The 18,373-nt window shown below is 67.4% G+C and carries 18 protein-coding genes and 1 tRNA gene; 11 read left to right on the top strand and 8 right to left on the bottom strand.

Features of this window, described 5'->3' with window-relative positions:
• Positions 1-28: 28 nt before the first annotated feature.
• The 4 genes from GXK59_RS08245 to GXK59_RS08230 all read right to left on the bottom strand — a co-directional run bounded on the left by GXK59_RS08245 (position 29) and on the right by GXK59_RS08230 (position 3,474).
• Positions 29-1,159 (bottom strand): FUSC family protein, encoded by a 1,131-nt coding sequence (locus GXK59_RS08245; RefSeq protein WP_160665887.1) that lies wholly within the window; start codon positions 1,157-1,159, stop codon positions 29-31.
• 69 nt (positions 1,160-1,228) lie between these two features.
• Positions 1,229-2,293 carry a glutathione S-transferase family protein gene (locus tag GXK59_RS08240; RefSeq protein WP_160665885.1) on the bottom strand — a complete coding sequence of 355 codons (1,065 nt, stop codon included), beginning with the start codon at positions 2,291-2,293 and terminating at the stop codon, positions 1,229-1,231.
• 9 nt (positions 2,294-2,302) lie between these two features.
• Positions 2,303-3,082 (bottom strand): M50 family metallopeptidase, encoded by a 780-nt coding sequence (locus GXK59_RS08235; RefSeq protein WP_160665883.1) that lies wholly within the window; start codon positions 3,080-3,082, stop codon positions 2,303-2,305.
• Positions 3,079-3,474 (bottom strand): TraR/DksA family transcriptional regulator, encoded by a 396-nt coding sequence (locus GXK59_RS08230; RefSeq protein WP_160665881.1) that lies wholly within the window; start codon positions 3,472-3,474, stop codon positions 3,079-3,081. The genes GXK59_RS08235 and GXK59_RS08230 overlap by 4 nt, the downstream gene beginning before the upstream one ends.
• 195 nt (positions 3,475-3,669) lie before the next feature.
• Here GXK59_RS08230 and GXK59_RS08225 point away from each other — a divergent pair, with 195 nt between their 5' ends.
• The 4 genes from GXK59_RS08225 to GXK59_RS08210 all read left to right on the top strand — a co-directional run bounded on the left by GXK59_RS08225 (position 3,670) and on the right by GXK59_RS08210 (position 8,642).
• Positions 3,670-4,203 carry a hemerythrin domain-containing protein gene (locus GXK59_RS08225; RefSeq protein ID WP_160665879.1) on the top strand — a complete coding sequence of 178 codons (534 nt, stop codon included), beginning with the start codon at positions 3,670-3,672 and terminating at the stop codon, positions 4,201-4,203.
• A gap of 9 nt (positions 4,204-4,212) precedes the next feature.
• Positions 4,213-6,369, top strand: coding sequence for a 4-alpha-glucanotransferase (gene malQ, locus GXK59_RS08220; RefSeq protein ID WP_160665877.1), 2,157 nt, complete (start codon positions 4,213-4,215; stop codon positions 6,367-6,369).
• A 16-nt stretch (positions 6,370-6,385) separates the two neighbouring features.
• Positions 6,386-7,351, top strand: coding sequence for an alkaline phosphatase family protein (locus tag GXK59_RS08215; protein WP_160665875.1), 966 nt, complete (start codon positions 6,386-6,388; stop codon positions 7,349-7,351).
• 136 nt (positions 7,352-7,487) lie between these two features.
• Positions 7,488-8,642 (top strand): IS1249 family transposase, encoded by a 1,155-nt coding sequence (locus GXK59_RS08210; protein ID WP_160664191.1) that lies wholly within the window; start codon positions 7,488-7,490, stop codon positions 8,640-8,642.
• A gap of 114 nt (positions 8,643-8,756) precedes the next feature.
• Here GXK59_RS08210 and GXK59_RS08205 read toward each other — a convergent pair.
• Positions 8,757-8,839: transfer RNA gene (locus tag GXK59_RS08205), tRNA-Leu, on the bottom strand.
• Positions 8,840-9,001: 162 nt separating this feature from the next.
• Here GXK59_RS08205 and GXK59_RS08200 point away from each other — a divergent pair.
• The gene (locus GXK59_RS08200) at positions 9,002-10,306 is read left to right on the top strand and encodes a M20/M25/M40 family metallo-hydrolase (RefSeq protein WP_160665873.1); all 1,305 of its coding nucleotides are present in this window, start codon (positions 9,002-9,004) and stop codon (positions 10,304-10,306) included.
• Between the two features lie 19 nt (positions 10,307-10,325).
• Positions 10,326-11,489, top strand: coding sequence for an acyl-CoA dehydrogenase family protein (locus tag GXK59_RS08195; RefSeq protein WP_160669054.1), 1,164 nt, complete (start codon positions 10,326-10,328; stop codon positions 11,487-11,489).
• A gap of 23 nt (positions 11,490-11,512) precedes the next feature.
• Here GXK59_RS08195 and GXK59_RS08190 read toward each other — a convergent pair whose 3' ends face one another.
• Positions 11,513-11,746, bottom strand: coding sequence for a DUF5703 family protein (locus GXK59_RS08190; protein ID WP_024366712.1), 234 nt, complete (start codon positions 11,744-11,746; stop codon positions 11,513-11,515).
• A gap of 39 nt (positions 11,747-11,785) precedes the next feature.
• Between GXK59_RS08190 and GXK59_RS08185 the strand changes: the two genes are divergently transcribed.
• On the top strand, positions 11,786-12,052 hold the full coding sequence (locus tag GXK59_RS08185; protein ID WP_160665871.1) for a hypothetical protein: 267 nt from the start codon (positions 11,786-11,788) through the stop codon (positions 12,050-12,052).
• 36 nt (positions 12,053-12,088) lie between these two features.
• Here GXK59_RS08185 and GXK59_RS08180 read toward each other — a convergent pair whose 3' ends face one another.
• The gene (locus GXK59_RS08180) at positions 12,089-13,024 is read right to left on the bottom strand and encodes an aldo/keto reductase (RefSeq protein ID WP_160665869.1); all 936 of its coding nucleotides are present in this window, start codon (positions 13,022-13,024) and stop codon (positions 12,089-12,091) included.
• A gap of 52 nt (positions 13,025-13,076) precedes the next feature.
• Here GXK59_RS08180 and GXK59_RS08175 point away from each other — a divergent pair, with 52 nt between their 5' ends.
• Both GXK59_RS08175 and mshC read left to right on the top strand, forming a co-directional pair.
• Complete coding sequence (locus GXK59_RS08175) at positions 13,077-13,910, top strand: undecaprenyl-diphosphate phosphatase (RefSeq protein ID WP_160665867.1); 834 nt, start codon at positions 13,077-13,079, stop codon at positions 13,908-13,910.
• Positions 13,911-13,925: 15 nt separating this feature from the next.
• On the top strand, positions 13,926-15,206 hold the full coding sequence (gene mshC / locus GXK59_RS08170) for a cysteine--1-D-myo-inosityl 2-amino-2-deoxy-alpha-D-glucopyranoside ligase (RefSeq protein WP_160665865.1): 1,281 nt from the start codon (positions 13,926-13,928) through the stop codon (positions 15,204-15,206).
• A 132-nt stretch (positions 15,207-15,338) separates the two neighbouring features.
• Here mshC and GXK59_RS08165 read toward each other — a convergent pair whose 3' ends face one another.
• Complete coding sequence (locus GXK59_RS08165; RefSeq protein WP_160665863.1) at positions 15,339-16,244, bottom strand: PAC2 family protein; 906 nt, start codon at positions 16,242-16,244, stop codon at positions 15,339-15,341.
• A gap of 130 nt (positions 16,245-16,374) precedes the next feature.
• Here GXK59_RS08165 and GXK59_RS08160 point away from each other — a divergent pair, with 130 nt between their 5' ends.
• Positions 16,375-17,124, top strand: coding sequence for an HAD family hydrolase (locus GXK59_RS08160; RefSeq protein WP_160665861.1), 750 nt, complete (start codon positions 16,375-16,377; stop codon positions 17,122-17,124).
• A complete protein-coding gene (locus GXK59_RS08155) occupies positions 17,117-18,325 on the top strand; it encodes a site-2 protease family protein (protein WP_160665858.1) in 1,209 nt (402 codons plus the stop codon). Before GXK59_RS08160 ends, GXK59_RS08155 begins: the two co-directional genes overlap by 8 nt.
• Positions 18,326-18,373: the final 48 nt, after the last annotated feature.

Below are 18,373 nucleotides of genomic sequence, written 5' to 3'. Positions count from 1 at the left end.
CCTAATCTCTTATCTGTGCCTGCGCGCGCTACATGCTGTCCGCGGAGGACTTCGCCACGCGCAGCATCCGGTGGAGGCTCAGCAGGATCGATTCGACGGCGCTGGGAGCGTCGGTTGCGGCGTCCTCGGCACCGACGCGCGCCGTCAGTGCCTTGACGACGGTAACGGCTTCTTGGCTCAACTCCGACCGCCGGTCCGGGCTCTCCTCCTGGATGGAGCGCAGGACGTCGCCCACCGCAGACATGGCGTCGGCCAGTGGTGCGGCGTATTCATCCGGCACCACAAAGGGGGTGTCCTTGGCCCAGATGACATCCGAGAGCACCTGCGTCACGTCCTGGACGTGGAAGGTCACTCGTTCCAGGTCCCGCAGGTTGCGGTAGTCCAGGTCGATGTCCCGCGGATGGAGCCTGCGGCGCGGGTTCGCCCGCCGGCTGGCGTCAGCCTTCTCCACGGCCAGGCGCACCGAGCGGGCGGACGCTGCGAGCGCGGCGGACCGCCTGGACCAGTCTTCGTGTTCCGGCGGCCAGCCTTCCTTCAGCGCCTTGGCCATGTCCCAGAGCTGCTGGGCGAGTGCCAGGCGCAGTTCGGCGATGCTGAGCTCGGCGGCGCGGAAGTGCAGCGGCGGGAAGACCAGCAGATTCACGAGGATGCCCACCGTGACCCCGGCACCCATCTGGAGGAGATAGCCGAAGGAGAACTGGTCAGGGTTGTGGCCGCCCACCAGCAGGACCAGCAGTGCCGCCGTCGGGATCCAGTCCCGGCCGGCGCCGATCTTCGGAAGTCCGGCCAGGATCACGCCGAAAGCCATCACCACGCCGACCGTAAGCGGCGTCGGACTGCCGAGGATGAACAGCACGAAGGCCAGCCCAACCCCGATCGCCAGCCCCGCGAGCGTCTGCACACCCTGCCGCATCGACCCGGCGACATTCTCGTACATCGCCACCAGGGCGCCCAGCGGCGCGTAATAGGGGTAGTCGGCCGCGGAACCCGGCATGAACGGGGCGATCGCGAACGCAATTCCCGCGGCCAGTCCAGCCTTCAGCGCCAGCTGCAGCCGTGGCCAGAGCAGCGCCGATGTGACGTTGGCGGCCACGATCCGCCAGAGCCGCCGGAACGGTGACGGGCCCCCGGTGTGTGTTGCCTCGTCTGTAGTAGTCATCCCGGCTCACCCTAGGGTGGGGAGGTTGCTGCGACAAGTGGACGAACCGCGGCCAGGCACCGCCAGGGTTCAGGCCGCCCCGTGCCCCGGAGCAACTTCTTCCCCTGCCCGGACCGGGCCGGGCGGTGTTCCGTCGCCGAAGGGGCGTCCGCCGAGGGCTTCCCTGCCGTGCGCGGTCAGCCAGTTCGCGAGTCCGGGCCCGGCCGGAACGATCCCGGTGGGGTTGATGTCCTCGTGGACGATGTAGTAGTGCTGCTTGATCTGCACGAAGTCGGTGGTGTCGCCGAACCCTGCGGTCTGGAACAGGTCACGGGCGTAGGCCCACAGTGCGGGCATCTCGCTGAGTTTCTGCCGGTTGCACTTGAAGTGTCCGTGGTAGACGGCGTCGAACCGTGCCAGCGTGGTGAAGAGTCGGACGTCGGCCTCGGTGATCGTGTCTCCCACCAGGTAGCGCTGGCCGGTGAGGCGCTCCTCCAGCCAGTCCAGGGCAGTCCACAGCCGGTCATAGGCGGCGTCGTACGCTTCCTGGGAGCCTGCGAAGCCGCAGCGGTACACGCCGTTGTTGACTTCGGTGAAGACCCGCTTGTTGACGGCGTCGATCTCCCCTCGCAGGGCCTCCGGGTACAGCTCCGGAGCGCCCGCCCGGTGGTAGGCGGCCCACTCCGTGGCGAAGTCCAGGGTGATCTGCGGGAAGTTGTTGGTCACCACCTGGCCGGTGGTCACGTCCACGATGGCCGGGACGGTGATGCCGCGGGGATAGTCCGGGAAGCGGCGGAAGTACGCCTCCTGGATGCGCTCCATGCCGAGCACGGGATCCCTGCCGCCGGGATCAAGGTCAAACGTCCAGGAGCGCGCATCGTGGGTGGGTCCGGGCTGGCCGAGGGAAATGGCGTCCTCAAGGCCAAGGAGCCGCCGCACGATCACGGTCCGGTTGGCCCACGGGCAGGCACGGGCCGCGATCAGCCGGTAGCGTCCCGGCTCCACAGGCCAGCCGGGCTCGCCATTGACGCCAGGGGCGCCGTCGCGGGTGATCCGGTCCTCGATGTAGTTGGTGTCGCGGGTGAATTCCTCGCCGCCGGTGACATAAGCACCCTTGGTGCTGAACCCGGGGTCGTCGGTGTGTGTTGTGCGCATGATCCCAGCCTATGCCGGGGTGCCGCCGGGTCCGGGGAATGTTGCGCCCGGCAGGGTCACGAACACCTGTGACATAGGCTGCCAGGCCACCCACCAGGCGGCACCGACGACGGCGGCGAACAGCACGATCCACACCGCGGCGGGGATGCGGGTGGCCCGGGCGAGCAGGTAGGCGTCCGACGTCGCCAGCCGGTCCCGGCGCCGCAGGTGCACGTTGGCCAGCTTGCCGAGGTCGCGGATGGCGGCGACCAGCAGAGCCAGGCCGAGCACGATCATGACGTGGCCGTTGAGTTCAGGCGGGACGAAGAGCACGAGCAGGACGGCGGCGAGGACCGCGGCGGCGGTGATGAGCAGTCCGATGCCGTTGCGGATGAACAGGAACGAGGCCAGCAGGATGAGGGTTCCGAGCGACATCGCCGCCGGGCCCCAGCCGTTGAAGCCGCTCCAGACCATGGCGGCGCCGACGACGGCCGGGACCGGGTAGCCCCAGAAGGTGGACCAGACGGCCGCGAGGGGACGCCGGCTGTACGTGGTGGTGGTGCCCGAGTGGTCCAGGCTCAGGCGGATGCCGCCGAGGCGCTGTCCGGTCATCAGCGCGGCGAAGGCGTGGCCGAGTTCGTGGGTCACGGTGGCCAGCAGTCCGAAATACCGCCACGTCACACGGGGCAGGGAGAGCACGACGGCGAGGAGGACCACCAGCACGAGTTCGGTGCCGGTGACGTGCGGGACAGGGGAGTGGGTGAATCCGGCGACAATCCGGCTCCACCAGGTTTCGGCAGCGTCGGTCATGCCGTTGTCCGTCCTGTTCGTCCTGGTGCTCCGGCGTTGCCGGCAGGGCCGGCACTGTGCCGGATGCAGTACGGTGTCCACGGCCTGGCCTCCAGCCGTCCTTCCGCGATCTGCTCCCCGCACACGGCGCAGACGCCGTACGTCCCGGCATCGATCCGTTCCAGGGCCGCCTCGATCTGCGCAAGGCCCTGCCGGCTCTGTTCCAGCAGGGCCGAGGCCTGGGAGAGCTCAAACGCGATGGTCGCTCCCTCGGGATCGTGTTCGTCGTCGACGTTGGAGTCCTGCCGGGCGGCGTTCACCGAGGTGATGTCCCGGCTGAGCGCGGGAAGGAGGGCATGTTTCCGGCGGCGCTCCTCCTGGAGGAGAATCCGGAACCGTTCGACGTCGACCATAGGCTGCAAGGCTAGCGCGGAGGTTGGGGCGCCGCCTAAAGCTGGCCAGGGGCCCTGGTTGGGGCCGAAAGGCCCGGTGCCGGCGGGAAGCCCGGGCCTACAGTGGGGAAGGGAGCCTGTGCGCCCGTATCGGCGCGCCCCCTATCCCGCCGAACCCAGGATCCAGCACAAAATCCAGCACAAACAGGAGACGTCATGGATCAGCCCGCGGAGAACACGAAGAATGCCGAGGAGGAAGCCGGGGCCCTGGCGGCGGTGGAGCAACACCACGCCGGCATGCTCAAGCGCCTCAATGCGCTGACGGAAACGCTCACCCATGCCGTCCAGACAGGGGACACGGTGGCTGAGCATGATGCGCACGAGGTCCTGGTGGAATGGTGCGAGACCGATCTCGTCCCGCACGCGCTGGCTGAGGAGGGGCCACTCTATAGCGCGCCCCGGAACACGCCGCAGGGAAAGCTCCTGGTGGAGGGGATGCTGGCCGAGCACCAGGTGATCGTGGGCCTGGTCGAGGACCTGCGGGGATCCTCCGGAGTGGACTCCGCCGTGGCTGCCGGTTCCATCCGGAATATCTTCGCCCTGCACCTGGATAAGGAAAACAGGCTCCTGATGCCGTTCATCGTTGCTTCCTCCGAACTGTCACTCGCGCGCGCCGTCGAGGGCCTGCACGAACTGGTCGGAGAAGCCCACGTCCATCAACACGGGACGGGGCAAGCGGGCAGCGTCTAGAGTTGCCCCATGGCGGATGGAATGCACCACAACAGCTCTCCCGGCACAGACTCTTTGTTGCGGGAACTCGCGGCGGCCCACGGCGTGGGTACCTCCTATTGGGGCTGGGACGGCGTTGAACGCTCTGTGTCGGACCATACCCTGCGCGGTGTACTGGCCGCCCTGGGCGTCCCGGCCGGGGAACCCGACGAGATGGAACGGTCCCTGGCGGAGGCGGGACTGGCGCCGTGGCGGCGCCTGCTGCCTCCGGTCGCCGTCGCCCGCGAAGGGCAGGAGTTGTCGGTCAACGTCCATGTACCGCACGGCAGCCCCGTGAAAGTCTGGATTGCCGCGGAAGACGGCACCAGGTACGAGGTAGCCCAGCGGGACAACTGGGACGCCCCTGTCGACGTCGACGGCGTCCTCACCGGCCGGGCGACCTTCGTGGTCCCGGACCGGCTTCCCCTCGGGTGGCACACCCTGCTGGCGGACAACGAAGGCACGCTGGCCCAGTGCCCGCTCATCGTCACACCGCGCAGGCTTGGCACGACCGAGGCGCTCGCCGGACGGCGGAACTGGGGACTGACCGCGCAACTCTATTCCGTGCGGTCCTCCCGTTCCTGGGGTATTGGTGACTTCGCGGACCTTGCGGACCTCGCCACGATGACAGGCCAGGAGGGTGCCGGTTTCCTGCTCGTCAACCCCCTGCACGCTGCCGAGCCCCGGCCCCCGGTCGAGGATTCGCCCTACCTTCCCACGACGCGGCGCTTCTTCAACCCCCTCTACCTGCGCGTGGAGGAGATCCCCGAATACGGCTACCTCGACCCGAAGGGACGGGCCGAGGTGGAACGGCTGGCCAGCCGGCAGCACGCCGCCAACCACACGACCGCCCTGCTGGACCGGAACGGCAGTTTCGGTGCAAAACTGGCGGCCCTCGAGCTGCTGTTCGCTGTCCCGCGCGACCCCGCCCGGGCCCTCGCGTTCGCGGAATTCTGCACCGGGCAGGGGCAGGGGCTCGACGACTATGCCCTCTGGTGCGCCCTGGCCGAGAAGCTGCCCCCGGGCGCGCCGCAGTGGGCAGCGCAGGCATCCGCACCGGACACCGCCTACTGCCGGGAGCAGAGGGCCCTGCTCGCCGGCCGGATCGAATTCCACCGCTGGCTGCAGTGGCTCTGCGACCAGCAGCTGGAAGCCGCCCAGCGCTCGGCCCGGCGGTCCGGCATGGAAATCGGCGTCGTCCACGATCTTGCGGTCGGGGTGAAACCGGGTGGCTCGGACGACTGGTCCCTGGCCGGCGTGCTGGCCCGGGACGTCACGGTCGGGGCGCCCCCGGACATGTTCAACCAGCAGGGACAGAACTGGACCCAGCCGCCCTGGCACCCGGGCCGGCTCGCCGAGTCGGGCTATGCCGCGTACCGGGACATGCTCAGGACCGTGCTGCGCCATGCCGGCGGGATCCGGGTGGACCACATCCTGGGCCTGTTCCGGCTGTGGTGGATCCCGGCGGGGGCCGGGCCGGAGGACGGCACATACGTCTACTACGACCACGAGGCCCTGATCGGCATCCTGGCCCTGGAGGCGCAGCGGGCCGGGGCGATCGTGATCGGCGAGGACCTGGGGGTATTTGAGCCCTGGGTCCGGGACTATCTGGCCGAACGCGGGATCTTCGGCACCTCGATCCTCTGGTTCGAGCACGACGCCGATGGCCCAATTCCGCCGGAACGGTACCGGCAGCAGTGCCTCACCAGCGTCAACACCCACGACCTGCCCCCTACGGCCGGCTACCTCGCCGGCGAGCACGTCACCCTTCGCGAATCCCTGGGCCTCCTGCAGCGGCCGGTGGAAGAGGAACGGGCGGAGGCGGCCGCCGAGCAGCAGGCGGTGCTCAGCCTGCTGCGGGAACGTGGCCTGCTGCCTGAACCGGGCCACGAGGACGTACAGGGCACTGTTGAGGCGCTGTACGCGTTCACCACCCTGACGCCCTCGTCCCTGCTCGGCGTCGCACTCGTTGACGCGGTGGGCGAAACCCGGACCCAGAACCAGCCCGGCACCAGCACGGAGTATCCCAACTGGCGCATACCGCTGGCCGGGCCGCGCGGGCCCGTCCTGCTGGACGCGCTGCAGGCCGATCCCGGTTTCCGCTCCCTGGTCGGCACCATCCGGGCCGCACTGCCTCTTCACGACTAGGGGCGGTGGGGGTGCAATGAGGCGCTTTGGCGGTCCTGTCCCGGCCGCTCTCCTTGCGCTGGGCCTGCTTCTTGCCGGCTGCACCGGTCCCGGGCCGGCACCCTCCCCGGCACCGTCGACGTCGACGCCGGGTACCGGGCCGTCCTCCCGGCCGGCCACGGGTACCGCGTCGCCGTCCGGTCCTGCCCGGCGCGCGGTGGACCATGTGGTCATCATCGTGATGGAGAACAAGGCCGCCGAGCGGATTCTGGGAGCCGATGACGCGCCGTACCTGAACAGCCTGGCGAAGGACTACGCGCTGGCAGCCAACTATCACGCCATCACCCGGCCCAGCCTGCCGAACTACATAGCCCTGACCAGCGGAACCACGGCCGGTATCACGAGCAACTGCGACCCCGAGGCAAACAGCTGCCAGGCAGATGTGCGCACCATTGCCGACGAAATCAGCGGGTCGGGCCGGGACTGGCGGATGTACGCAGAAGGGATGCCGGAGCCGTGCCTGGCCGGGGACTCCGGACGATACGCGGTGAAGCACAACCCGTTCATGTACTACCCGTCCGTGACGGATGACCGGGATTTCTGCTCCAACCACGTGGTACCCCTTGCCCGGCTGGACGAGGACCTGAAGACTGCCCAGGGCCTGCCGGACTACGTCTTCATCACTCCCGACATGTGCAGCGACACCCATGACTGCCCGGTCCGGACCGGCGACGACTGGCTGTCCCGGCAGGTTCCCAAAATCCTCGCCTCACCGGCGTTCACCACACAGAACTCACTTCTGGCCGTCACCTATGACGAGGGGAGCGGTGCCAGCAACCAGGTGGTCACCGTCCTCGCCGGTCCTGCGGCGCGGAAAGGCTTCACGTCAGACACCCGGTATACGCACTACTCCTTGCTGCGCACGATTGAAGACGTGTGGGGCCTGGACCCGTTGACGGACAATGACCGGAATGCCGCGTCCATGGCCGAGTTGCTGAAGTAGCCGGGTCTCGTGAGCTGAGTGGGCACACACCTGATAGGAAGAGGGGTTAGCGGCCAAAATGTGTGTATGAGATTGGCTTGGTTGCCAGTGTTCGCGCGGGTTGTAGGGGTGTCCACATGCTTTGAAAGCATGTGGAGTGACGGTTCGATCAAATCAGCCCCGGTGTGGTGTATGTGCTCAGAAGCTTGTGAAGAACGGTTCGACCAGTGCCGGGCGGACGAGATGGCGGTGTAGGTCGTGTGGTGCTTCGAGTACTCAATCCCGGGTTGATGTCACGAAGAGGGCAGAGTTCACGGCCTTCATTTCCTGGATCACGGGGAAGCAGCGGCAAGGCGCCCACGCCGGCTCGGAGAGGACCTTCAGGCGCCGGAGTGCCTGGTGCTGGAATGTCGCCCCGGCGGCCGCGCGGACCGGGGAAATACACCCGGTGATCATGCTCGATGGCACCTACTTCAACGGCTGGTGCGTCCTGGTCGCTTACACCGGCGAGCACGTCATCGCGTGGCAGTGGTGTGACCGGGAAAAGCACGCCTCGTGGGCTGCGCTTCTGCGGCAGATCCCGGCCCCGGCGGTGGCCGTCGTGGACGGCCACAAGGGCCTGGAGAGCGCCTTGAGGGAACACTGGCCGGAAACGAACGTTCAACGGTGCCTGTTCCATATCCGGCAGAACATCCGCACGCATCTGACGATGCGTCCGAAGCTCGATGCCGGTAAGGAACTACTAGCCCTGGCCAAGGCACTCACCCACGTCACGGACCTTGACCAGGCCGCCGCCTGGTCCGGTGCGTTCGCTTCCTGGGAGGCCCGCTGGGAGAGCTTCCTCAAGCACCGGACCTACGCGAAGAAAACCGGCGCCAGGCCCTCACACATCGGACCGGCACAGACCTGGTGGTACACACATCTGGGCCTGCGCCGGGCACGGGGAAGCCTGGCCGCTGCCATCAAGGCAGGGCACCTCTTCACCTGGCTTACCAGCGCTACCGAAGGCCAGCAGATCGCCCGGACGACCAGCCCGCTGGAGGGAGGAATCAACGCAGGCCTCAAAGACCTTCTGCGGAACCACCGCGGCCTCAGCGAAGACCACGCCACACGCGCCGTCGACTGGTACCTCTACCAGCACACTGAATCACCCCAGGACCCTTGGGACCTCGTGAAACCACACCACTGGCAACCCCAAAAGAAGGAGTCAAAGGAGGTGGAGGAGCCCATCCAACCGGCCCTCTACGACACAGCCTTCAGCTTCGAAGACGGCAACGGAATCCAGCAAGGATGGGGCGGAAGAAACCGGTGACACGCCCAAGCCATACACACATTTTGGCCGCTAACCCAGGAAGAGGCTGCGGCCTGAGTGAAGACACAAAAAAGGCCCCGGAATCCATGGGATTCCAGGGCCTTTTTCCTGTTGTGCGCGGAGGGGGACTTGAACCCCCACCCCCTTTCGAGGACTAGCACCTCAAGCTAGCGCGTCTGCCATTCCGCCACCCGCGCAGGTGGTATTCGGTGAACCTTTTCGCCTTTCAGCGTTTCGGTTTTCTCCGAAGCAGCGAGAAAGACTCTAGCATGAAGTTTCCCGAAACAAATAATCGGGGCCTTCAGGGGCATGTGGGTAGGCTGAAGCGAGCAACCGCGCCGACGCCACGAGGAGTAACCATGACTGAAATCAGGCCCGAGGACGAAGTCGTCAGAATCTGCCAGGAACTGATCCGGATCGATACGTCCAACTACGGTGACGGCTCCGGCCCGGGGGAGCGGGCCGCCGCCGAATACACCGCGGGGCTGATGACCGAGGTGGGGCTGGATGCCGAAATCTTCGAGGCTGCACCGGGCCGCGCCAGCGTGGTGACCAGGCTTGCCGGGGAGGACCCGTCAGCCAGCGCCCTCGTGGTCCATGGACACCTGGATGTTGTCCCTGCACTCCGCGAACAGTGGTCGGTGGATCCTTTCGGCGCCGAACTCAGGGACGGCATGATCTGGGGCCGGGGCGCCGTGGACATGAAGGACATGGACGCCATGATCCTCGCCGTCCTGCGGAACTTTGCCCGCACCGGACGCAAGCCCAAGCGGGACCTGATCTTCGCTTTCTTCGCTGACGAGGAAGCCGGCGGCACCTACGGGGCCCGTTACGCGATCGAGAAGCGGCCCGAACTCTTTGACGGCGCCACCGAGGCCATCTCCGAGGTCGGCGGCTTCTCCGCCACCATCGGCGGGCAGCGCACCTACCTGCTCCAGACCGCCGAGAAAGGCCTGTCCTGGCTCCGTCTCGTCGCCCACGGCCGTGCGGGCCACGGCTCCCAGATCAACACCGACAACGCCGTCACGCGGCTGGCCAGCGCGGTGTCCCGGATCGGCGAGTACCGGTGGCCGGTGGAGCTGACCCCCACCACCCGGCAGTTCCTTGACGGCGTGACGGAACTCACGGGGGTGGAGTTCGACCCCGACGACCCGGACAAGATCCTCAAGGAACTCGGCACCGTGGCCCGCTTTGTCGGCGCCACCCTGCAGAACACCACCAACCCCACCCTTCTCAAGGGCGGTTACAAGCACAACGTGATCCCCGAATCAGCCGAGGCACTCATCGATTGCCGCACCCTGCCCGGCCAGGAGCAGCACGTCCTCGAAGTCGTGCGCGAACTTGCCGGCAAGGGTGTGGACGTGAGCTACGTCCACAACGACGTCTCCCTGGAGGTTCCGTTCGCCGGCAACCTCGTGGACTCCATGATCGACGCGCTGCACGCGGAAGACCCGGGCGCCAAGGTTCTGCCGTACACCCTCTCCGGCGGCACGGACAACAAGTCCCTCAGCCGGCTGGGCATCACCGGCTACGGCTTCGCCCCGCTCCAGCTCCCGGACGAACTGGACTTCACCGGGATGTTCCACGGCGTGGACGAGCGCGTCCCCACCGAATCCCTGAAATTTGGCGCACGGGTCCTGGATACCCTGCTCACCAACTACTGAGGCCGGAATGACGGCGCCATTGAACCCTGAAGACGTCCTGCCCGACGCCCTGCTGGAACGGATCCGCGGCCGCGCCGCCGGCTACGACCGGGACAACGCCTTTTTCCACGAGGACCTGGAGGAGCTGGCGGCGGCCGGCTACCTGAAGATTTTCGTACCGGCCTCCGACGGCGGACTGGGACTCGGGCTCGCGGCGGCGGCGCAGCTGCAGCGGCGGCTAGCGACGGCGGCGCCCGCCACCGCACTGGCCATCAACATGCATCTGGTGTGGACCGGCGTCGCGCACGTCCTGGCCGCCCGTGGCGACGCCTCGCTCGACTTTGTCCTCCGGGAGGCCGGGCAGGGGGAGATCTTCGCGTTCGGAAACTCGGAGGCGGGGAACGACTCGGTGCTGTTCGATTCCCGCACCTCCGCCGTCCCGCAGCCCGGTGGTGGCTACGCCTTCACCGGCCGCAAGATCTTCACGAGTCTCTCGCCGGCCTGGACCCGGCTGGGGATCTTCGGCAAGGATGCCTCGGCCGGGGACGGCGCCGGGCAATTGGTCCACGGCTTCATCGCCAGGGACACCCCCGGTTACGAAATCCTGGCCGACTGGGACACCCTGGGCATGCGGGCCAGCCAGTCGAACACCACGGTGCTGGCTGGCGCGGTGGTGCCGGCGGAGCGCATCTTCCGGAAACTGCCGGTGGGCCCGAACGCGGACCCGCTGATCTTCGCCATCTTCGCCTGCTTCGAGACACTGCTCGCGGCCGTCTACACGGGCATCGGCGAGCGGGCCCTCACCCTGGGGGTCGAGGCCGTGAAGCGGCGGACATCGTTCAAGAACGAAGGGCGCAGCTACGCCCAGGATCCTGACATCCGCTGGAAGGTCGCCGACGCGGCGATGGCGATGGACGCGCTGTACCCCCAGCTGTCCAGCGTGGCCGCGGACGTCGACGCGCTGGCCGATCATGGCGGCCAGTGGTTCCCGAAGCTGGTGGGACTGAAAGTCAGTGCGACGGAGACAGCACGCACCGTTGTGGACCTGGCCATCAGGGTCTCCGGGGGATCGAGTTACTTCCGCGGATCCGAACTGGAACGGCTGTACCGTGACGTGCTGGCGGGAATGTTCCACCCCTCGGACGACGAATCGGCACACAACACCGTGGCGAACGCGTGGCTGGGACCGCTGGATACGCCCTAGACGGTCCGCTGGACTCCAGAACCCTAAACGGTCCGCTGGACCTGGGTAACCCGGCGGCGGAGCCAGAAGCGGCGGCCGCCGCCTAAATACAGCACACTGCGTTCGAGTTCCCACTTGCCGTACTCGGAATGCTCGACCAGGCGGCGGCGCGCTTCGGGCAGGGAATCTTCAGGGCTGACGGTCAGTACGAGGTACTCGTACTGCCTCACGTAGTCCCGTTCCCGCCGGACTGAGCTGCTGAGAAAATGTTCTTTCATTGCTCTCCATTTTCTCCTTTTTCCGGCTAACGTGAAGTCATGAGCATCGATCCGCGTGTCGCGCTTGAAGCCCTGACGAATGCCCTGGCAGAACACCTCGCCGCTGCCTCGTCACGCCGGGGAGCCGGGGACCCCGCGGTCGAGGCGGCATTTTTCGCACTTGCCGAGGCATTTGAAGTCTACGACGACTCGCTCTATGAAGCGTATGGCGAAGTGACGGGGCTTGAAGTCATGGATGACGGCATCGATGAGGACGAAGACGAAGACATCGACGACGAGGAAGACCTCGAAATCCTCCAGGACTAACCCGGCTGTTAAGCCAGGGGCCAGACGAGCCGCCCGCTAGGCCGGATTGGAAACGTCCTCGAGGGCTTGTGCGATCTGGGGCGGAAGCGGCGCCAGCGTCGAATCCAGGATCTCCTTGAGCTGCACGGGCGTGCGGGGACCCACAACCGCCGTCGCAACACCGTGCTGGGACAGCAGCCAGCTCAGTGAGACGTCCAGGGCTGTCCGCCCCAGCCCCTTCGCCGCCATCGCTACGGCCTCCACCACGCTGGACGCGGAACCCTCGAGATACGGCTCCACATAGCCGGCCAGCCGCGCATGGGCAGCCCGCGAATCCGCCGGAATGTGCCCGCGGTACTTACCGGTCAACACCCCGCGACCCATCGGGCCCCATGCCATCAGTCCCAGTCCGGCGTCCTCGATGGCAGGAATGAGTTCGGCCTCGGGGGAGCGCCGCAGCAAGGAGTATTCCGACTGGTTCGCGACCAGCGGGAAGCCCGCCACCGCCGCAGCCTTTGCCGTCTGCCAGCCGTTGAAGTTGGAGACTCCTACGTAGCGCGCGCGGCCCGAGCGCACGGCGAATTCGAGCGCGGACAGGGTTTCCTCCAGCGGGACGTTGACGTCCCAGGCCTGGGCGAGCCACAGGTCCACGTAGTCGGTACCCAGCCGGGCCAGGCTCGCGTCCAGGCCGGAGAGCATGCCGTTCCGGGAAGTGTCGACGCTGCGCCGGCCATCCGACGTCGACACCCCGGCTTTCGTGGAGATGACCACTTCGGAGCGGGCAACAACGTCGCCCAGCATGCCGCCCAGCATCGCCTCGGCCTGGCCGTCGCCGTAGGACGCCGCCGTGTCGATCAGGGTCCCGCCGCCGTCCGCGAAGGTGCGGAGCAGCGCCGAGGCGTCCTGCTCATCGGTTTCCCGGGCCCAGGACATGGTGCCGAGGGAAAGGGCGGACACGCGCAACCCACTGTTGCCGACATAACGCTGCTGCATGTCAGCTAGCTTACGGGGATTCGGAAAGCTTCATGACGTAGGGTCTATAAACGTGAACTGGTTTGAAGCGGCCTTTCTGGGCCTTGTGCAGGGACTGACAGAATTCCTCCCGATTTCCTCAAGCGCCCATCTGCGGATCGTTGGATCCTTCCTTCCCAACGCCGCCGATCCCGGCGCCGCGTTTACGGCCATCACCCAGCTCGGCACGGAAACCGCGGTCATTGTCTATTTCTGGCGCGACATTGTGCGGATCGTCAAGGCCTGGGCCGGTTCCCTGGCCGGCAAAGTCTCCCGGCAGGACCCGGACGCCCGGATGGGCTGGCTGGTGATCCTGGGCAGCCTGCCGATCATCGTCCTGGGCCTGCTGTTCCAGGACCAGATCGAGTCGGTCCTCCGCAGCCTCTGGATCGTCGCCACGATGCTGATTGTCTTCGGCATGATCCTCGCCGTCGCCGACGCCGTCGGCCGCCAGGAACGCGACCTGACCCAGCTGACCTACAAACACGGCATCCTCTTCGGCCTGGCCCAGGCCATGGCCCTGATCCCCGGGGTCTCCCGCTCCGGCGGCACAATCACCGCCGGACTGCTGATGGGCTACACCCGCGAAGCGGCGGCCAGGTACTCCTTCCTGCTGGCCATCCCGGCCGTCTTCGGCAGCGGCCTCTACCAGCTCTACAAAGTCGTCTCCAAGGACGGCATCACCGGCCCCTACAGCCTCCCGGAAACAGCCCTCGCCACGGCTGTCGCCTTTGTGGTGGGCTATGTGATCATCGGCTGGTTCCTGAAGTACGTCTCCACCCACACCTATCGGCTCTTCGTCTGGTACCGGATTCTCCTGGGCCTGGCGCTGTACCTGCTGCTCGGTTTCAACGTCATCAGCGCCTAGCACTAGGCTTGGGCTGTGAAGTCTTGGATCTCCCGCCCCGTTCCCCAGCTCCCCGGCAGCATGGCTGCCCTCCGCCTCTTCGACACCGCCAAGGGCAGCGTCGTCACCCTCGGGGCAGCGGGGGAACAGTCCATGTATGTCTGCGGAATCACCCCGTATGACGCCACCCACATGGGCCACGCGGCCAGCTACGTCGCGTTCGACCTGCTCAACCGCGCCTGGCGGGACGGCCGCCAGCAGGTCTCCTACGTGCAGAACGTCACCGACGTCGACGACCCCCTGCTGGAGCGCGCAACGGCGACCGGCGTGGACTGGCGTGACCTCGCCGCCAGCCAGATCAAGCTCTTCCAGACGGACATGGAAGCCCTCAACGTGCTGGCCCCGGACCACTACGTGGGCGCTGTCGAATCCATCCCCGTGATCGTGCCCGCCATCGAGCGGCTGGTGCAGCGCGGACTGGCGTACCGGGTGGCCGGCGCTGCCGGCGAGCCTGACGGGGACGTTTACTACGACGTCGAGGCCGCCAGCAAGCACTCCGCCGAGGCCACGGATGCCTGGACCCTCGGCGCCGTTTCGGGGTTGTCCGACGCCGAGATGCTGGAGCTCTTTGCCGAACGCGGCGGCGACCCCGGCCGGGCCGGCAAGCGCCAGGCCCTGGACCCGCTGCTCTGGCGGGTTGCCCGCCAGGGCGAACCGAGCTGGCCGGGCGGCGACCTCGGCGAGGGCCGGCCGGGATGGCACATCGAATGCACCGTCATCGCCCAGAAGTACCTGCCGGCCCCGTTCACCGTGCAGGGTGGCGGCTCGGACCTGATCTTCCCGCACCACGAAATGGGCGCCGGGCATGCCTACTCCTTGACCGGTGTTCCGCTGGCTCAACACTTCGCACACGCCGGCATGGTGGGACTGGACGGCGAGAAGATGAGCAAGTCCAAGGGAAACCTGGTCCTGGTGTCCAAGCTCCGCGCCGCCGGCGAGGAACCGGCCGCGATCCGGCTGGCCATCCTGGCCCACCACTACCGCAGTGACTGGTCCTGGACCGAGGCGGGGTTCGCCGAAGCCAAGGACAGGCTCCGCACCTGGCGGGCCGCCGCGGCGGCCGCGCCCGAGGGATCGGCCGCCGCGCTGGTGTCCCGCCTGCGGGCGGAGCTCTCCAACGACCTGAACGCCCCCGGAGCCGTCGCCGCCATGGATGACTGGGCAAAATCGGCCCTCGAGGCCGGCCACGCAGGATCCCCGTCGGATGCCGCACTGGTGGGAGACGCCGTCAACGCGCTGCTCGGCGTCGAACTCTAAGCACGGCCCGGCGACCCGCCAATCGGCTGGCGACGCGCAAAAGCGCTGGGGACCCCCGAATTCGGGTGTCTCCAGCGCTTTTGCGTAGCGCCAGGCAACATGCGCGTCCGCGGGTGCCGGCCAGGTCGAACCCTAGGGCTTGTCCTTGCCGCGGCGCTTGAGGTAGCGCTCGAATTCCCGGGCGATCGACTCGCCGCTGGCCTCCGGGAGGTCGGCGGTGTCCTTCGCTTCCTCCAACTGGCGCACGTACGCCGCAATTTCCGGGTCTTCGGTGGCCAGCTCATCAACGCCGCGTTCCCAGGCGTCCGACTCCTCGACGAGGTCCGCGGTATCGAGCGGAACCTGCAGCAGCTCCTCGATGCGGTGCAGCAGCGCGAGCTGGGCCTTGGGGGAGGGCGCCTGCGCCACGTAGTGCGGCACGGCGGCCCAGAGCGAGACCGTGGGCAGCCCGGCCAGCAGCGACACCTCCGCGAGGACCCCGACGATCCCCACCGGGCCCTCGTACTGCGAGGCCTCGAGGTCCATCCGTTCCCGCAGCGCCGGGTCGTCCGTGGAGGTGCTCACGGGAATCGGCCGGCTGTGCGGCACATCGGCGAGGAGGGCACCGACCAGGATCACGTAGTCGACATGGAGCGCCTCGGCATGGACCAGCAGTTCGGCGGTGTACGCCCGCCACTTGTAGGACGGTTCCGTGCCCTGGACAAAAATGACGTCCACGTTGGAGCCGGGAACACTGGCCTTGAAAATGCGGGTGGAGGGCCACTTGATCTTCCGCTCCCCGGAAGCCGTGCGGCGGATCGTGGGCCGGGTGAACTGGAAGTCGTAATACTCGTCGGCATCGACCGAACCGACCTTCTTGCCGCCCCAGAGCTTGTTGAGGTAGCGCAAGGCATCGCTCGCAGCCTCCCCGGCGTCGTTCCAGCCTTCGAAGGCCGCGAGCATCACCGTGATGCGCCGGCCCTCAGGGACGGGCTGCAGCAGCCGTTCCGGCTCGGGCACGTCGCCCGTTTCCGCGGGGTCTACCTCGAAGCTATTCATCTCTTCACCCTACGTCCAAGGACCCGGCCCCCGCATGGAATGAAGCGCCGGGAATGGCTGCCCGGCAGGCGATATTCGCCGAAGGCGTAGTATCAGGGCCCTCACAGGGCCGCACCGTAGACTTGAAAGCATGCAATCCTCAGCTTCCCAGCCCCTTCTCAAAGCCGCGCTCTGGGACATGGACGGCACCATCGTTGACACCGAGCCGTACTGGATTGAGGCCGAACACGCCCTGGTTGAAGCGCACGGCGGGCAGTGGTCCCATGAGAAGGCCATGCAGCTGGTTGGCCAGTCCCTGGTCTTCTCCGCGGGCATTCTGCAGGACGCCGGCGTGACGCTGGAACGCCGGGAGATCATCGACATCCTCACGGCCCGTGTCATCAGCCAGGTGCGCACGTCCGTGCCCTGGCGGCCCGGCGCCCGCGAACTGCTCGACGAACTGCACACCGCGGGCGTCCGCTGCGTCCTCGTGACGATGTCGGAGGCACCGCTGGCCCGGGAGATCGTGGCCAGCCTGCCCAAGCCGTACTTCGACTTCCTGGTCACCGGCGACACCGTCACGCAGGGCAAGCCGCACCCCGAGGCCTACCTCAAGGCTGTCGAACTGCTCCAGGGGCAGGACCCGGAACTCGGCCTGCATCACTGCATCGCGCTGGAGGACTCCGGACCGGGCGTGGCGGCCGCCGTCGCCTCCGGCGTGCTGACCGTCGCCATTCCGCACATCATGCCCCTGCCGCATGATCCGCGCCACGCCGTGTGGGACACCCTGGCGGGCCGGACCGTGTCCGACCTCGAAGAACTCGTGGCCCTGCGCCACGAGTTCCCGGACGCGACCTTCGGTCTGGAACGCGGCACGGCGAAGGTGCCCGTCCATGACTGACACCGACACCCGCGGCCGCAGCGGGCAGGAACCCCAGAAACAAGGACGCAAAGAGGGAATCCCGCTGGGACGCATCTCCGGCATCCCGGTGATCCTTGCCTATTCGTGGTTCATCATTGCGGCGTTCACGGTGATCCTGTACGGCCCGGTCCTGCAGAGGAACAACCCGGAACTGGGACTTGGCGCGTACCTTGTGGCTTTCGGCTACGCCGTCCTGCTGCTGGTCTCGGTCCTGGTGCACGAACTCGCGCATGCGCTGACCGCCAAGATCTTCGGCTGGCCCAGCGAAAAGATCGTCCTCAACCTCTGGGGCGGGCACACCCAGTTTGAGAGTTTCACCGCGTCTCCGGGACGTTCCGTCCTTGTCGCGATGGCGGGCCCGGCGGCGAACTTCGTCCTCGCCGCCGCCGGCTGGCTCCTGCTGACCGGCAGCGACCTCACCGGCGTCGCGGGCATCCTCGCTAACATTTTCGTCTGGGCCAACCTGCTGATCGGCATCTTCAACGTCCTGCCCGGGTTGCCGCTGGACGGCGGCCGGCTGGTCGAATCCGCCGTCTGGAAACTGACGGGAAGCCAGGAAAAGGGCACCGTGGCGGCCGGCTGGGGCGGGCGAATTATCGTGATCGCCCTCGTGGGCTGGTTCGTGGCCCTGCCCCTGCTCAGCGGCGGCCGGCCCGACTACTCGCTGATCATCATCACCGCCCTGGTTTGCAGCTTCCTGTGGATGGGCGCCACCGCCTCGATTCAACAGGCGCGGCTGCGGGGCCGGCTGCCCCTCGTGGAAGCCGGCGCGCTGGCCGAACCGGCCGTGGGCCTCCCGGAATGGGCCACTGTCGCCGAAGTGCTGGCGCTGTCCCCGGACCCCGTCACCGGTGCGGCTCCCGCCGTCCTGCTGTATCGTGCGGACGGGCGCCCGGCTGCCGTGGTCGACGGCGGGGCCGTGGCCACAGTCCCGGCGGCCGCCGCCGCCTCCACGCCCCTCACGGCCGTTTCCTACGCCCTCGGCGCGGGCGCCTATGTGCCCGAGTGGTCCAAGGGACAAGAGCTCATCCAGTACCTGGCCCAACTCGACGGCCTCGAATACGCCGTCGTGGACCGTGACGGAACCATCACCGGACTGCTCCGGCAATCCGCGGTCCTGGGCGCCCTCACCGGCAAGGTCGCCGGCCCCGGCAAGCGGATGTTCGGCCAAAACCGGTAGAGTTACCTGCCGGTCGTGTATTTCCGGCCATGTATTTCCCATCCGGGG

The sequence above is a fragment of the Pseudarthrobacter sp. ATCC 49987 genome (genome assembly GCF_009928425.1).
Classification (GTDB): domain Bacteria; phylum Actinomycetota; class Actinomycetes; order Actinomycetales; family Micrococcaceae; genus Arthrobacter.
This window is presented reverse-complemented; position numbering and strand designations above follow the sequence as displayed.

Excerpts from the sequence above, each read along its gene's own strand:
- GXK59_RS08245 (WP_160665887.1), bottom strand. The coding sequence starts at position 1,159 with ATGACTACTACAGACGAGGCAACACACACCGGGGGCCCGTCACCGTTC.
- GXK59_RS08240 (WP_160665885.1), bottom strand. The coding sequence starts at position 2,293 with ATGCGCACAACACACACCGACGACCCCGGGTTCAGCACCAAGGGTGCT.
- GXK59_RS08235 (WP_160665883.1), bottom strand. The coding sequence starts at position 3,082 with ATGACCGACGCTGCCGAAACCTGGTGGAGCCGGATTGTCGCCGGATTC.
- GXK59_RS08230 (WP_160665881.1), bottom strand. The coding sequence starts at position 3,474 with ATGGTCGACGTCGAACGGTTCCGGATTCTCCTCCAGGAGGAGCGCCGC.
- GXK59_RS08225 (WP_160665879.1), top strand. The coding sequence starts at position 3,670 with ATGGATCAGCCCGCGGAGAACACGAAGAATGCCGAGGAGGAAGCCGGG.
- malQ (WP_160665877.1), top strand. The coding sequence starts at position 4,213 with ATGGCGGATGGAATGCACCACAACAGCTCTCCCGGCACAGACTCTTTG.
- GXK59_RS08215 (WP_160665875.1), top strand. The coding sequence starts at position 6,386 with ATGAGGCGCTTTGGCGGTCCTGTCCCGGCCGCTCTCCTTGCGCTGGGC.
- GXK59_RS08200 (WP_160665873.1), top strand. The coding sequence starts at position 9,002 with ATGACTGAAATCAGGCCCGAGGACGAAGTCGTCAGAATCTGCCAGGAA.
- GXK59_RS08190 (WP_024366712.1), bottom strand. The coding sequence starts at position 11,746 with ATGAAAGAACATTTTCTCAGCAGCTCAGTCCGGCGGGAACGGGACTAC.
- GXK59_RS08185 (WP_160665871.1), top strand. The coding sequence starts at position 11,786 with ATGAGCATCGATCCGCGTGTCGCGCTTGAAGCCCTGACGAATGCCCTG.
- GXK59_RS08180 (WP_160665869.1), bottom strand. The coding sequence starts at position 13,024 with ATGCAGCAGCGTTATGTCGGCAACAGTGGGTTGCGCGTGTCCGCCCTT.
- GXK59_RS08165 (WP_160665863.1), bottom strand. The coding sequence starts at position 16,244 with ATGAATAGCTTCGAGGTAGACCCCGCGGAAACGGGCGACGTGCCCGAG.
- GXK59_RS08160 (WP_160665861.1), top strand. The coding sequence starts at position 16,375 with ATGCAATCCTCAGCTTCCCAGCCCCTTCTCAAAGCCGCGCTCTGGGAC.
- GXK59_RS08155 (WP_160665858.1), top strand. The coding sequence starts at position 17,117 with ATGACTGACACCGACACCCGCGGCCGCAGCGGGCAGGAACCCCAGAAA.